The following is a 12707-nucleotide window of genomic DNA, read 5'->3' as shown; positions in this document are numbered from 1 at the left end:
GATGTTTTCGTTTGCTGAATAAGGGAATATATTATCAACAAGGAAGGAGTGCTGACAATGAAAAAGAACAAAATGAAATGTTTGTATCGAAGTGGATATGGCGAGTGGCAGCAAAGTGAATTGTTCGAGGAAGATTTTAAAATCGGCGAAGGCACTCACTTTCATATTAAATGCGGCGAGTCTTCAGCATTTTACGAAATGGTATCCGATCGCTATTTTACAGATAGAAAAGACCGGATAAAGACGTATTATAAATTTGAAACGCCTGATGTTGATAGAATCGACAACCGCTTTTACAGTGTTGCGAGTATTGACCATCGGAATCAAGATATCACATTCGATATACACAGTGAGTAATATATTATTTGTTTGTAAGAGACCGCTTCTTTAGAAGGGGTCTCTTTTAACGTTTACTTTCATTTTTCATATGTTATAGAGAGGTGATGTTATGACGGCATTCCCAATTTCTCTTTTCGTTTATATGGACATTTGCATGTGTATTGGATTTTATATTTATGTGTTTCGAAAAAAGAAACTAATCGGGTTTCAGTTAGGCATGAATATTAGCAATGTAATGGGCGGGATGACTGCGTTGCTGTCAGGCATAGTCCTCATCTGGCAATTCCCGTTTCACTTTACGGCAATTACCATCCTCTCCGCTTTAACGGGCGCATTGACCGGGGCGTTATTTGGCTTGCTTTTTGATTATCAAACATTTATTACGGGGTTAACGAATGGGTTAATGATTGGGATCATGTCACCAATGCTTGGAGCGGTATTAGAAGTACCATTCCTTTTTCTATTGTTTCTTCATGGACTGTTTTTCGCTACGCTTGTTACGATTTTGATTTCTATTCAGAGGTCGTGATGGTATTGCTGTTTATAATTATATGCTGCGTATGGAATATAATCGGGGTTCATTTAGTATACCGGCTTTTTAAAAAGAAGCATATGTTATTTGATGATCGTTTCACGATGACGATGTGTATGACCGCAGCTATGATCCATTCATTTTCCGTGGCTTTGCACCTAGAATTAGTTGTTGCTTCTTTGAACAAATTCCTTTTTCTTTGTCCGATTCTAATCGGGATTTGGATTGGCTGGAAATTTGGGTCTATTTTAAAAAATCCCGCCCGCCTCACCGGGATTTACAATGGGTCTATAGGCGGGTTGATGGGAACGATGCTGGGTGCAGTGATACAAAATCCTTCTCTTTGCAGTATCCCAGTTGTATCGGATGGGGTGATTGCGCTGAACATGTATATATTGTCTATTTTTTTCACTATAGTTCATTTTAAGATAGCCGTCTTCATTCGTTATTCATTTACTATATAGAGGAGGGGTGCAAGATGTTTCTAGACGTTTAGCTGTAAAAATTTTTGTTTTATCTGAAAAATTTTTATGGTAAATTATCTGATAAATGAGGAGGTTAAAAAAATGACACAACTGAATAATGTAGGCATTATCAAAAAGGCAAATATTTATTTTAATGGAAAAGTAACAAGCAGAACGGTTTTATTTCCAGATGGAACAAAAAAAACGCTGGGTATTATGCTTCCAGGAGAATATGAATTCTCTACGGACTTGAAAGAAGAAATGGAAATCATATCAGGGAAGCTGGAATACAAGTTGTCAGGACATGACTGGGTAACGATCGATGGAAGCGGCATCTTTTATGTGCCTGCTAATGAGTCGTTCCAATTAAAAGTGCATACAGTTGCTGATTACTGCTGTTCTTATTTGAATGAGTAATACATAAAAAGGAGCCAGATATCTGGCTCCATTGTTAGGAATGCTGCAAATCTGCAACAATTTCAAACGAATGAAGGCGCGCTTCATGATCATAGATTTGAGCGTTAACCATGATTTCGTCTGCTTCCGTTTCATGTATGAACGCACTCAGTTTTCGTTTAACGGTTTCAGGACTGCCGATGATGGATGAGCCGATTTGCTGCTGAAGTGTCGCTTTTTCATATTCAGTCCATAATTCATCCATGTTGTCCACAGGCGGGTGAAGCGGTGCCGGTTTATTACGAATAAGATTTAAAAATTGCTGCTGCATAGACGTAGCGAGCCGTTGTGCCTCTTCATCTGTGTCGGCTGCAATGATATTAACGCCCAGCATCGCATATGGTTTATCAAGCACATCAGATGGCTGGAAATAACGTCGGTATAAAGAGAGTGCCGGCAATGTATTATTAGGAGAAAAGTGACTAGCGAAAGAGAAAGGCAAACCGAGTTGTCCGGCAAGCTGGGCGCTAAAACCACTGGAGCCTAGTAACCAGATTGGTATGTTCAATCCTTCCCCTGGGATTGCTCTAACAGGCTTATTTCCAGGCTGGAAATAAGCGCGAAGTTCAGCTAACTGGTCTGGAAAATCATGTCCGTCACTTCGGCTGTCACGTCGAAGTGCACGCATGGTCACTTGATCTGTGCCTGGCGCTCGTCCTAGACCGAGATCAATACGGCCGGGAAACAATGATTCAAGGGTCCCAAATTGTTCAGCAATGACGAGCGGTGAATGATTTGGCAGCATGATGCCTCCAGAACCGACACGGATTGTTTTTGTTGACGCAGCAACGTGTCCAATTACGACTGCGGTTGCAGAACTCGCAATACCAGGCATATTATGGTGTTCGGCGAGCCAATATCGATTATATCCCCATTTTTCCGCCTGACGGGCCAAATCTGCTGTATTTCGGAAAGAATCGGTCGGTGTTCCGCCGGTCGTGATGGGAGAAAGGTCCAATACTGAGTATTTGATAGACATAGTGAGACACTTCTTTCTATTATTTGTGTGTATTAGTGTAGCAGGAATCTTTCGTTAGGCAAAATAAAGGGACTCACATATCAAAGGGAATTAGGGATTTTTTACTGTTGAAATGTGAAGAAATATGAAGTAATATACTAATACAGCTGCGTTGTACGTAATGAATAATTAAGTTTTAACCTTTAAGCTGTAAAAGGGAGTTTAAAATTAAAATGAGAATGACATGCCTCTTTTCATAACGGGAGGACACGCATGAACATTTTTGCAAACACCCACTTTGAGGAGTGGTGGTTTAAAACTTTCTTATATAATGAAATACGGCAAAGGCGGCTCATATTTAAAATGCTCTAAAATCAGTTCCGCATGGGACTGATTTTTTTATAAAGACATGGAAATAGATGAAATTGACACGACGGAGTATACCTGTCGTGTTTTTTTGTTGTATAATGACGAATTTTCGAATAATTTCTTTTTTTTAGGCAAAAAGAACTATTAACTCATAGAATTAAAGATGGATTTAATGTATGATAATAGAAAAATAGGAAGTTTAAAAAATAGGAGGATAATTTATGAAATTACATTCATTAAAAAACAAATTAATTATTTTATGTTTGTTTATTTTGCTGATTCCTACAACGATTATAGGGATAAGTACATATGGGATGTCGAAAAACGAATTAGAAAAGTCCGGTGAAACACAACTTAAAAATAATGTAAAAATGACGATTGGGATGATTAACCTTTTAAATGAAGAAGTTGAAGCAGGAAACCTGACGCTAGAAGAAGCGCAGGAAAAACTTCGTCAAGAATTGTTAAGTGAAAAAAACGCGGATAATGAACGGTCGATCAAAAAGGAGTATACAGTCGGGGAAACTGGTTATACATGGGCGGTAAATGAAAATGCTGTATCGGTCATGAACCCTGGAAATGAAGGACAGGACTTAACAGATGTACAATCTGAAGACGGTGTGATGATCGGGGAAGAATTTGTTGAAATCGGATCGAATGGCGGAGGGTTTGTCACCTATAAATGGGAAGATCCAAGTACAGGTAAAGTGGAAACAAAAGTTTCTTATGTTGAATTGGATCCGCACTGGGGATGGATTGTCGGATCAGGAGCATATTTAACAGAGTTTAATCAAGCATCTAATAAAGTGTTATATTTAGTTTCAGCGATTGGTGCGGTCTCGTTAATTGCCGGCATGATTCTAGTAAACTATTTCTCTAATCGTATAACAAAGCCGATTAAGGTTATTGGAAAAGAATTGAACCTAGCTGCAGAAGGTGACTTTTCTACTGAGGAAGTAATTGTTAAAACAAAAGATGAAGTCGGGCAGCTGGCGAAAGATTTTAATAACATGACACGAAATATGAGGGAGTTAATTAGTGAGGTTAAAACGTCTTCTGAACTGTTGGCTGCTTCATCTCAGCAACTGACAGCGAGTGCGGAGCAGACAAGCAGGGCAACGGAAGAAATCACGGAGTCTGTTCAGCACATTGCAGGTGGTGCGGAAAATACAACATCAAGTTTGGAAGAAAGTGCAAAATCGTTAGAAGAAGTCACATTTGCTGTCGGCAACATTGCTGAAAACTCTAACACGATTGCGGAAACGGGCTCAAAAACAGCGGAACAGGCTAAGCAAGGCGGAGAATTTGTCGAAAAAACAGCTCTTCAAATTGAGGCAATTGATCGTTCGGTTAACGAAAGCGGTGAAGCGATCAAGCTGTTGGACAGACGATCACAGGAAATTGGCGAAATTTCAAAAGTCATAACCGATATTGCTAATCAAACGAATTTGTTAGCACTAAATGCAGCGATCGAAGCAGCACGGGCGGGAGAGCATGGAAAAGGTTTTGCGGTAGTAGCGGATGAAGTTCGTAAACTCGCAGAGCAATCGCAGCAGTCCTCTACGCAAATTTCAGAACTGATTAAAGAAATACAAGTAAATATGAGCCGCTCAAATGACTCTATTAATCAAGTGAAATCCGAGGTAAAAGAAGGTCTTGAGATCGTGGAAGAAACAGAAAAAAGCTTTGCTGACATTTTACGATCAATGGAGCACATGGGTACACAAATTGATGATATGGCAGCAACAGCTGAGCAAATGTCTGCAAGTGCACAAGAAGTTTCAGCAACGGTGACGAACATCACAACCGTTTCAAAAGATGCATCAATGCATTCTCAAAGTGTAGCGGCTTCAACAGAAGAGCAGCTGGCTTCAATGGAAGAAATATCCTCATCATCTAGCACGTTATCAAAAATGGCATATGACTTACAAGAACTTGTAAGCAAATTTAAAGTATAGTATGTATTATCCTTGGAAAAGCTTGTATACTTTAAGAGGTATACGAGCTTTTTTGTCGAGTTAAGTCAGGCAAGGTTTCAGAAGGGGGATTTAAAATGGGGAAAAAATTAAAATTAGGAGCAAAGATCAATCTGATTGTTCTAGGGATTGTTTTGTTTCTATCCGTTATTGTAGGAGCTGTGGTCATTCAGCAGGTAGGTGCGGGAATCAAGCAATTTGCTATTGAAAAGGCAAAAGGTGATCTTGGTTTAGCATACCGATATATTGATAATAAATATCCTGGTGAATGGGCGATAAAAGGTGACAAGCTCTATAAAGGCGATACAGCCATGAATGAGAATTTTGAGCCTGTGGATAAGATAGGAGAAGACACAGGGGATACAGTCACTATTTTTCAAGGGAATACACGCATAGCGACAAATGTGATGACGGACGGAGAACGGGCTGTAGGAACAACAGTATCCCCAGAGGTGGAAAATGTGGTGCTGGAAAATGGTGAAAACTATTATGGAGAAGCAGAAGTTGCAGGAAACCGGTATCAAACAGCGTACATGCCGCTAAAAAATAGCTCTGGAGAGGAAATTGGGATTTTTTATGTAGGTGCATCACAGCAAATTATCGATCAAACCATTTCAGGCTTTCTAAAAATTTTCTTAATTGTGTTAGCAGTCATTATTTTACTTTCATCTCTCGTTATATTCTGGTTCACACGCGGATTAAAGAAACGATTAACAGCTATTTCCACAGCGTTGGAAAATGCGGGGAATGGGGATTTTACAACAGAGGTGCATGATCACGCAGGAGATGAACTGACCGACCTTGCAAATAGCTACAATGCTACGAGGGAAAGCTTACGGTCAATGATTATTGATGTGGTTCAAACATCCGAGCAGGTTGCTGCTTCATCTGAGGAATTAACAGCCAGCGCTGAGCAGACAAGCAAAGCGACAGAAGAGATAACCATGTCGATTCAACATGTTGCAGACGGATCGGAAGAAACAACTTCCAGCCTAGAAGGAAGTGCAAAATCGTTAGAAGAAGTAACGATTGCAGTTGGCAACATTGCAGAAAGTTCAAGTGTAATTGCGGAAGCTGGATCAAAAACGGCCGAGCAGGCAAAGCAAGGCGGGGAATTTGTTGAGAAAACTGCTTTGCAGATTCAGTCAATTGATCATTCGGTTAATGAAAGCAGTGAAGCGATAAAGTTGTTGGATAGACGATCGCAGGAAATTGGCGAAATTTCAAAAGTGATTACCAGTATTGCCAACCAAACGAATTTATTGGCACTCAATGCAGCGATCGAAGCTGCACGGGCAGGAGAACATGGAAAAGGGTTTGCGGTAGTGGCGGATGAGGTTCGCAAATTAGCTGAACAATCACAGGAGTCATCTACACAAATTTCTGAGCTTATTAAGGAAATCCAAGTGAATATGGGACGGTCCAATAACTCGATTAATCAAGTCAAAATAGAAGTAAAAGAAGGGCTTGATATCGTCGGAAAAACAGAAAAAAGTTTTGCGGAGATTTTACGTTCAATGGAGCACATGGGTACACAAATTGATGATATGGCAGCAACAGCCGAGCAAATGTCCGCAAGTGCACAGGAAGTTTCAGCAACGGTGACAAACATCACAACCGTTTCAAAAGATGCTTCGATGCATTCTCAAACTGTAGCAGCTTCAACAGAAGAGCAAATGGCATCGATGGAAGAAATATCTTCTGCGTCTAATGTATTGTCGGAAATGGCGATGAACTTACAAGAACTTGTAAGCAAATTTAAAGTTTAACAGACTATTACTCTTTCTTGTGTATTACGTTATGTTAGCAAATAAGAGACAGATAGAGAATTTGATCCTTCGTTCTTATTCTTAAACAATTATGATAGTCTCTAAAAAAAGTAATTCCCGTTCGCTATGAACGGGAATTTTCTTTTTTATGAAAAAAATTTTCATTCCGTATCTTACATGTAATGTTATTAAAATTTACTTTGAAATTGATACTGATTCATTAACTTGTCAAGCCTTTGGCTATGTTGAAGGGTCTCAATATGGTCAAGCCCTTTCATGGTACCAGTCGTAATCATTAATTTGCGAACAGTTTTAATTTGAACCATTAATTCATCAAAGCTTTCATGATTATTCATGAATATGAACCTCCAAAAAATAGTTTCGTAATAAAAAACAGAACAGGATATAGTATAAAAAATTTTTAAAGAGGAAGAAATAGATTCGACAAAACTTCTGATAACCTTACATGATTGTCGAGATTTTGCGATCGAAAAGACTGGATTTTTCTTTTTTTATTAGGTAAAATATTACATTAATACGTATGAAAAGGGAATGACATTGAAAAAAACAGGACGTGTCTATTTTTGCTTTTATTCTTTCTGATTACCAGCAGCTTTCGACAAGGCATAATGAAAAAGTTTATAGGTATTATGTTGTGCGAATTTGATCGGGTTAACCTTATTGTCAATGAACTCTTAGGTCTGTCAAAACCGATCGATGTTGTCTTTAAAGAGCAGGATATCCAGCCGTTGCTGCAAGATGTCGTTGCACTCATGAATTCCCAGGCAATGATGGGAAATGGTCTCATCCAGGTAGATATTGAAGAGGAGGCACCACCCATCTTTTGTGAGCAAAGCAGTTAAAACAGGTCTTTATTTATGTGTTAAAAAATACGATAGAAGCGATGCCGGACGGCGGTGTTAATCTTGTGCGAATGAGCTGCAAAGAGGGGATTGCGGCTTTGGTTAATGACTTGCTGCAAAATTATTGAAAACCAAAGCAGCGAATTGAATATTTTCAGAAGGGACAACTGTAGAAGTCATGTTTCCGGCACAAAAAAACCCGGTTCTTAATGACCCGGGCTTAAAGATTATGAATTGAAAAACACTTTTTCCGTATTATATTTCGCTTGAAACGTATTAATTATAAATGTTTCATAAATGTCGCGTTCCACCGGGCTGTCCACAATACAAACTACAATTTTATGCACATCATCACGGTGGTTTTTAATATCAGAAACGTTGTCTTCAAAATGTTTGCGGATCCGCATGCGCAGTTTGCGAGCCTTTCCGACATATAGCAAGTTGTCGTCCGCATCATAAAACATAAAAACACCCGCTTTATCGCGTGGAATTTTATGATAATCTGTAAATCCATATTCTCTTGCAATGGGTGCTTCACTCGTATCTTCGGGATTTCGTTTTCTCGTTAAAATGAAGTCCGCTTTCGGCATTTCGATGTTAATCAAATAAATCACTTCCTATTCTTCACTTAATGGTACAATGCTATCATAACAAAGTAGAGGTGGTTGTGGATGTCTATTTTAGTATGGACCGGTATTATTTTATTATTTATCATTAGTTTTATCGGATTTATTTTTCCGATTGTTCCTTCTGTGGTGGTTTTATGGGCGGGATTTGCACTTTACTATTTTGGAATCAGCAAAGAAGAGCTGTCTATTATCTTCTGGATTGCTATGGTCATCTTTACAGTACTGATTTTTGTCGCCGATTTTCTAGCCAACAGTTACTTTGTGAAGAAATATGGCGGCTCGAAGTGGGGAGAGTGGACAGCTGTTGCTGCTATCATCGCCGGTTCATTCATTATCCCCCCATTTGGCATTTTGATTGTGCCTTTTGCGGCGGTTCTCCTCATTGAATTGATCATTCAAAAAAATGCCAAGACGGCTATTCTTGCAGCCTATGCTACATTGGTCGGTTTTTTAAGCGGTACACTGGCAAAAATCGTGATTCATCTTCTCATGTTACTATGGTTTTTCGTTGAAGTATTCATTTAATGTGACACATTTAAAGCAGAAAAAGCGGATTCCCAGGAAGGGAATCACGCTTTTTTTTGTTCGGCATCAGCCGGTTTACGAAAAGTATTGTTTTGTAAAGAATTCGTGAAGCGGGTTCCGTTTTGCATGTCACTTCCACAAAATGGGCACGACGGCGAATTATCATCTGAAAAGTTCTTTCTCATCCAGCCAATACAGTCGTCCGACGTACATTCCCACGTCTCAATATCGACGTTTGGCAATGGTTCGGTGCGATTTTTGCTGTAATAAGACATAACGTCACCCCCGGGTTAAATTTGTCATTCGTTCCTATTATCTCACGTTTTGGGTGTGAATGATACATGAATTCATCATTTTATTAGGAAAAGCGAAGATTATTATGAAAATGAATTGCCTTTTTGATTGTAATCGGTTACAATAACTTCTGAAAGTGATGCATAAGTATATACAAGTTCATTTTCAATTAGAACAAAAATTCAAACTTTTTTTATTTAAGTGTTGATATTCCGGATGTAATCGATTACAATCACATTACAAACGAAATATTAATAAGAAATGAGAGAGCCTTTATGGTGAGCATAAAAGACGTGGCACAGAAAGCAAATGTTTCGACTGCAACAGTATCTAGAGTGATCAGCAAACCAGAGGCTGTCAAAGAAGAAACATCAAAAAAAGTTTTGAAAGCGATTCAAGAATTAAACTATCAGCCGAACGTATTAGCACGCCAGCTCAGAAGGCTGGAAACAAAAACGATCCTTGTGATTGTACCAGATATTACGAATACGTTCTTTTCAAAAGTGTTAAGAGGAATTGAATCTGTCGCGGTTTCAAATGGATATAAAGTAATTCTTGGAGACGCGGGCAATGATGTGGAGCGGGAAGAAGAATACTTAAATGTCTTACGCCAGAAGCAGGCGGATGGAATCGTTATGCTGACGGCAAGAATGGAAACAGGCGTAATTGAAAAATTCTCGGTGGATTATCCGCTCGTTCTTGCTTGTGAGTATATCGAAGGTTCTACTATTCCGACTGTGTCGATTGATAATGTAAGCAGTGCGAGAAAAGCAACAGAATATTTAATTGCACTTGGACATGAAAAAATCGGTACGATCACGGGTCCATTAAATGTAGTTCTCGGGAAGGATCGCCTTAAAGGGTATACACAAGCAATGGCAAGACATAATCTTTCGGTGGAGCCCTTTTTAGTTCAGGAAGGAACCTTCACTTTTGACAGCGGCTACAATATGATGATGAAGTTTTTAGCTTTAAGCAATCCGCCGACTGCTGTGTTTGCTGCAAATGATGAAATGGCGTTCGGCGCTGTGAAAGCGGTTAAAAGCAGAGGGCTGCGAGTTCCTGAAGATGTCTCAGTGATCGGATTTGACGACATTGAGTTTTCGGCCATATTTGAACCGCCATTAACAACCATATCTCAACCTACCTTTGAAATTGGAACTAAGGCAATGGAACTGCTGTTGAAATTAATGAACGAAGATGAAATAACCAGAAATCAATATATACTCGAAGATAGTCTTATTGAACGGGATTCGTGCACAAGGAACAATGCTTGAGCCACCCCGAGTTTAAAAAATCAGGAGTATTTTTTTGATTCAATGTAATCGATTACATGAACTGGGTCATCATTCGCCCGTATTATTTGAGGGGGTGATGGGTTTCCATCAGAAACAAACCGCCGATTACAATTACATTTATGATTTCGAAATCGAATGGAGGAAATATAACAATGAAACTTGGATATCAAACAAATACATGGGGCGGAGTAGTTGGTCACCCTGCAGGCGTCACATCAATTAAAGATCTATACTACCTTGCGAATGGTTCAACTGAAGAAGCCTTGAAAGAAATCTCTGAAGCAGGTTATAAAGGGTTTGAAATTTTCGATGGGAATCTAATGCAGTATAAAGACAAAAAAGAGGAGTTCACATCTTTATTAAAACAATATTCATTAGAATTTATTGGAGTATATACCGGAGGGAATTTTATCTACCCGGATATTTTAAAAGAAGAACTGGCTAAAATTGAAGAAGTGGCAGCACTTGCATCTGAATTAGGGGCCCGTCACTTAGTGATCGGCGGGGGTGCTGTTCGTTCAACTGGTATCGTTGAAAGCGATTATAAAGAGTTGGGTGATGCCCTGAATCAAGTAATGGTAATTGCAGAGAAGCATAATTTGATTCCAAGCTATCATCCACACTTAGGCACAACCGTCCAGGCGCCTGATCAGTTGGACAAGCTTATGCCGCTCACAGATATTTACCTTTGCCCGGATACAGCACACATTGAAGCGGGCGGCGGGGATCCTGTCGAAGTCGTTAGAAAATATGCGGATCGCATTAAATACATCCACTTCAAAGATTATCAAAATGGTGAATTCCTTCCTTTAGGAGAAGGTCATCAAAAATTTGATGAGATGATCCGTCTTCTTGATGAAGCTGGATACGATGACTGGATTACGGTTGAACTGGACAGTTACGATGTTCCGAAAAAAGGAGCAGAAATCAGCCGCCGCTATTTAAAAGGTTTTGAAAACAGAAAATAAATTTGACGGACAATGAACAAGGGGGATCTTTTATGAAAAGAAAATCTTCATTATTCACGGCTATGTTATTGAGCGGCAGCCTTGTGCTGGCGGCTTGTGGCGGACAAAGTGGTTCAACTGAAAAAGAATCAGCTAACAAACCCGTAGAGGTACCGGATACCGGTTCTTTAACAATTAATCCTAAAATAGAAGATAAAGAGATTTTAGGAAAAGGGCCTTTTGGTGAAGCGGCAGTTTCAGCTAAAACATTAGAATTAACGGAAGACGATATTTCGAAAATTAAAAAAGGCAATTTTACCGCTGCACTTGTTATGCATTACTCTGGAACTGACTACATGACCGCGCAAACAGATGCATTAAAAGCGAGTTTTAAGCGGATGGGCATCGAAGTTATCGCAGTAACTGACGCCCAGTTTAAAGCGGAAAAACAAGTTTCAGATATTGAAACAGTCACAGCCAAGAATCCTGATGTTATTGTAAGTGTTCCAGTAGATCCCGTGTCAACAGCAGGTGCTTATAAAAAAGCTGCTGAAGCGGGAATCAAATTGGTCTTCATGGATGGGACAGCTCAAGGGTTAAAACCAGGAAAAGACTTCGTCAGCATTGTTTCCGGGGACAACTATGGGAATGGTGTGGAAGCAGCAGAAGTTATGGCTAAAGAACTTGACGGAAAAGGGAAAATTGGAGTGGTTTTCCATGATGCGGATTTCTTCGTGACAAAACAGCGTCAAACAGCTTTTGAAGAAACGATCAAAAAGAAATACCCGGATATTGAAATTGTGGCTCATGGCGGAATTACAAGCCCGAATGATGGAGAAAAAGTTGCATCTGCTATGTTAACGAAGCACCGTGATCTCGATGGAATCTTCGCAATTTGGGATGTTCCAGGAGAAGGTGTTGTTTCAGCAGCTCGTACAGCTGGAAGGGATGATCTAGTTATTACGACGACAGACCTCGGTACAAACGTTGGATTGGAAATGGCTTCTGGCGGCACAGTAAAAGGACTTGGTGCACAACTTCCTTATGATCAAGGAATAGCGGAAGCCATTTTAGCTGGATATGCACTTCTTGGAAAAGAAGCTCCGTCATATGTGACAACACCTGCTGTACAAGTAACAAAAGATAATTTAGAAGATTCTTGGGAACTTGTATATCGACAAGAAGTTCCAGATTTAATTCAAAGCGCAATAAAGTAAAAAATATAATAATTGGAGGAAAATATAATGAAAAAGTTAAACGTAGGAATGATTGGCGGAGGATTCATGGG

General features: G+C 39.5%; 15 protein-coding genes and 1 other RNA gene. 12 read left to right on the top strand and 4 right to left on the bottom strand.

What is annotated here, in order from left to right:
- Positions 1-57 precede the first annotated feature (57 nt).
- The 4 genes from BTO28_RS08370 (at position 58) to ppnP (ending at position 1752) form a co-directional block, all read left to right on the top strand.
- Positions 58-357: a hypothetical protein gene (locus BTO28_RS08370; protein ID WP_076765203.1), complete on the top strand. Its 300-nt coding sequence runs from the start codon at positions 58-60 to the stop codon at positions 355-357.
- A 91-nt stretch (positions 358-448) separates the two neighbouring features.
- Complete coding sequence (locus BTO28_RS08365; RefSeq protein WP_076765200.1) at positions 449-868, top strand: hypothetical protein; 420 nt, start codon at positions 449-451, stop codon at positions 866-868.
- Entirely contained in the window at positions 868-1335 is a 468-nt protein-coding gene (locus BTO28_RS08360) for a hypothetical protein (protein ID WP_083711415.1), read from the top strand. The genes BTO28_RS08365 and BTO28_RS08360 overlap by 1 nt, the downstream gene beginning before the upstream one ends.
- A gap of 102 nt (positions 1336-1437) precedes the next feature.
- Positions 1438-1752, top strand: coding sequence for a pyrimidine/purine nucleoside phosphorylase (gene ppnP / locus BTO28_RS08355; RefSeq protein ID WP_076765198.1), 315 nt, complete (start codon positions 1438-1440; stop codon positions 1750-1752).
- A 34-nt stretch (positions 1753-1786) separates the two neighbouring features.
- Here ppnP and BTO28_RS08350 read toward each other — a convergent pair whose 3' ends face one another.
- A complete protein-coding gene (locus tag BTO28_RS08350; protein WP_076765196.1) occupies positions 1787-2770 on the bottom strand; it encodes an LLM class flavin-dependent oxidoreductase in 984 nt (327 codons plus the stop codon).
- A 140-nt stretch (positions 2771-2910) separates the two neighbouring features.
- On the opposite strand from BTO28_RS08350, the gene ssrS reads away from it, so the two are divergent.
- From ssrS to BTO28_RS08335, 3 genes are all read left to right on the top strand, one after another.
- A non-coding RNA gene (gene ssrS / locus BTO28_RS08345) (6S RNA) lies at positions 2911-3107 on the top strand.
- A 232-nt stretch (positions 3108-3339) separates the two neighbouring features.
- The gene (locus BTO28_RS08340; RefSeq protein WP_076765193.1) at positions 3340-5076 is read left to right on the top strand and encodes a methyl-accepting chemotaxis protein; all 1737 of its coding nucleotides are present in this window, start codon (positions 3340-3342) and stop codon (positions 5074-5076) included.
- A 95-nt stretch (positions 5077-5171) separates the two neighbouring features.
- On the top strand, positions 5172-6863 hold the full coding sequence (locus tag BTO28_RS08335) for a methyl-accepting chemotaxis protein (protein WP_076765191.1): 1692 nt from the start codon (positions 5172-5174) through the stop codon (positions 6861-6863).
- Positions 6864-7051: 188 nt separating this feature from the next.
- On the opposite strand, the gene BTO28_RS08330 is transcribed toward BTO28_RS08335, so the two are convergent.
- Positions 7052-7219: an aspartyl-phosphate phosphatase Spo0E family protein gene (locus BTO28_RS08330; protein WP_076765188.1), complete on the bottom strand. Its 168-nt coding sequence runs from the start codon at positions 7217-7219 to the stop codon at positions 7052-7054.
- Between the two features lie 294 nt (positions 7220-7513).
- Between BTO28_RS08330 and BTO28_RS08325 the strand changes: the two genes are divergently transcribed.
- Positions 7514-7726 carry a hypothetical protein gene (locus tag BTO28_RS08325; protein ID WP_233129849.1) on the top strand — a complete coding sequence of 71 codons (213 nt, stop codon included), beginning with the start codon at positions 7514-7516 and terminating at the stop codon, positions 7724-7726.
- Between the two features lie 227 nt (positions 7727-7953).
- Here the strand turns inward: BTO28_RS08325 and BTO28_RS08320 are convergent, their stop codons facing one another.
- Positions 7954-8331, bottom strand: a complete 378-nt coding sequence (locus BTO28_RS08320; RefSeq protein ID WP_076765184.1) for a nucleotide excision repair endonuclease — start codon at positions 8329-8331, stop codon at positions 7954-7956.
- Positions 8332-8397: 66 nt separating this feature from the next.
- On the opposite strand from BTO28_RS08320, the gene BTO28_RS08315 reads away from it, so the two are divergent.
- A complete protein-coding gene (locus tag BTO28_RS08315) occupies positions 8398-8880 on the top strand; it encodes a DUF456 domain-containing protein (protein ID WP_076765182.1) in 483 nt (160 codons plus the stop codon).
- A 44-nt stretch (positions 8881-8924) separates the two neighbouring features.
- Here BTO28_RS08315 and BTO28_RS08310 read toward each other — a convergent pair whose 3' ends face one another.
- Positions 8925-9155 carry a cold-inducible protein YdjO-related protein gene (locus BTO28_RS08310; RefSeq protein ID WP_076765180.1) on the bottom strand — a complete coding sequence of 77 codons (231 nt, stop codon included), beginning with the start codon at positions 9153-9155 and terminating at the stop codon, positions 8925-8927.
- A gap of 294 nt (positions 9156-9449) precedes the next feature.
- Between BTO28_RS08310 and BTO28_RS08305 the strand changes: the two genes are divergently transcribed.
- From BTO28_RS08305 to BTO28_RS08295, 3 genes are all read left to right on the top strand, one after another.
- Positions 9450-10451 carry a LacI family DNA-binding transcriptional regulator gene (locus BTO28_RS08305; protein WP_076765178.1) on the top strand — a complete coding sequence of 334 codons (1002 nt, stop codon included), beginning with the start codon at positions 9450-9452 and terminating at the stop codon, positions 10449-10451.
- Between the two features lie 173 nt (positions 10452-10624).
- Positions 10625-11440 carry a sugar phosphate isomerase/epimerase family protein gene (locus tag BTO28_RS08300; RefSeq protein WP_076765176.1) on the top strand — a complete coding sequence of 272 codons (816 nt, stop codon included), beginning with the start codon at positions 10625-10627 and terminating at the stop codon, positions 11438-11440.
- A gap of 32 nt (positions 11441-11472) precedes the next feature.
- Positions 11473-12636, top strand: a complete 1164-nt coding sequence (locus tag BTO28_RS08295; protein WP_076765174.1) for a substrate-binding domain-containing protein — start codon at positions 11473-11475, stop codon at positions 12634-12636.
- Positions 12637-12707: the final 71 nt, after the last annotated feature.

The sequence above is a fragment of the Domibacillus epiphyticus genome (genome assembly GCF_001975785.1).
GTDB classification, from domain to species: domain Bacteria; phylum Bacillota; class Bacilli; order Bacillales; family Domibacillaceae; genus Domibacillus; species Domibacillus epiphyticus.
Note: the sequence above shows the minus strand (reverse complement) of the source record. Positions and strands in the feature narration are given on the sequence as shown.

Excerpts from the sequence above, each read along its gene's own strand:
- BTO28_RS08370 (WP_076765203.1), top strand. The coding sequence starts at position 58 with ATGAAAAAGAACAAAATGAAATGTTTGTATCGAAGTGGATATGGCGAG.
- BTO28_RS08365 (WP_076765200.1), top strand. The coding sequence starts at position 449 with ATGACGGCATTCCCAATTTCTCTTTTCGTTTATATGGACATTTGCATG.
- BTO28_RS08360 (WP_083711415.1), top strand. The coding sequence starts at position 868 with ATGGTATTGCTGTTTATAATTATATGCTGCGTATGGAATATAATCGGG.
- ppnP (WP_076765198.1), top strand. The coding sequence starts at position 1,438 with ATGACACAACTGAATAATGTAGGCATTATCAAAAAGGCAAATATTTAT.
- BTO28_RS08350 (WP_076765196.1), bottom strand. The coding sequence starts at position 2,770 with ATGTCTATCAAATACTCAGTATTGGACCTTTCTCCCATCACGACCGGC.
- BTO28_RS08340 (WP_076765193.1), top strand. The coding sequence starts at position 3,340 with ATGAAATTACATTCATTAAAAAACAAATTAATTATTTTATGTTTGTTT.
- BTO28_RS08335 (WP_076765191.1), top strand. The coding sequence starts at position 5,172 with ATGGGGAAAAAATTAAAATTAGGAGCAAAGATCAATCTGATTGTTCTA.
- BTO28_RS08330 (WP_076765188.1), bottom strand. The coding sequence starts at position 7,219 with ATGAATAATCATGAAAGCTTTGATGAATTAATGGTTCAAATTAAAACT.
- BTO28_RS08325 (WP_233129849.1), top strand. The coding sequence starts at position 7,514 with ATGTTGTGCGAATTTGATCGGGTTAACCTTATTGTCAATGAACTCTTA.
- BTO28_RS08315 (WP_076765182.1), top strand. The coding sequence starts at position 8,398 with ATGTCTATTTTAGTATGGACCGGTATTATTTTATTATTTATCATTAGT.
- BTO28_RS08310 (WP_076765180.1), bottom strand. The coding sequence starts at position 9,155 with ATGTCTTATTACAGCAAAAATCGCACCGAACCATTGCCAAACGTCGAT.
- BTO28_RS08305 (WP_076765178.1), top strand. The coding sequence starts at position 9,450 with ATGGTGAGCATAAAAGACGTGGCACAGAAAGCAAATGTTTCGACTGCA.
- BTO28_RS08300 (WP_076765176.1), top strand. The coding sequence starts at position 10,625 with ATGAAACTTGGATATCAAACAAATACATGGGGCGGAGTAGTTGGTCAC.
- BTO28_RS08295 (WP_076765174.1), top strand. The coding sequence starts at position 11,473 with ATGAAAAGAAAATCTTCATTATTCACGGCTATGTTATTGAGCGGCAGC.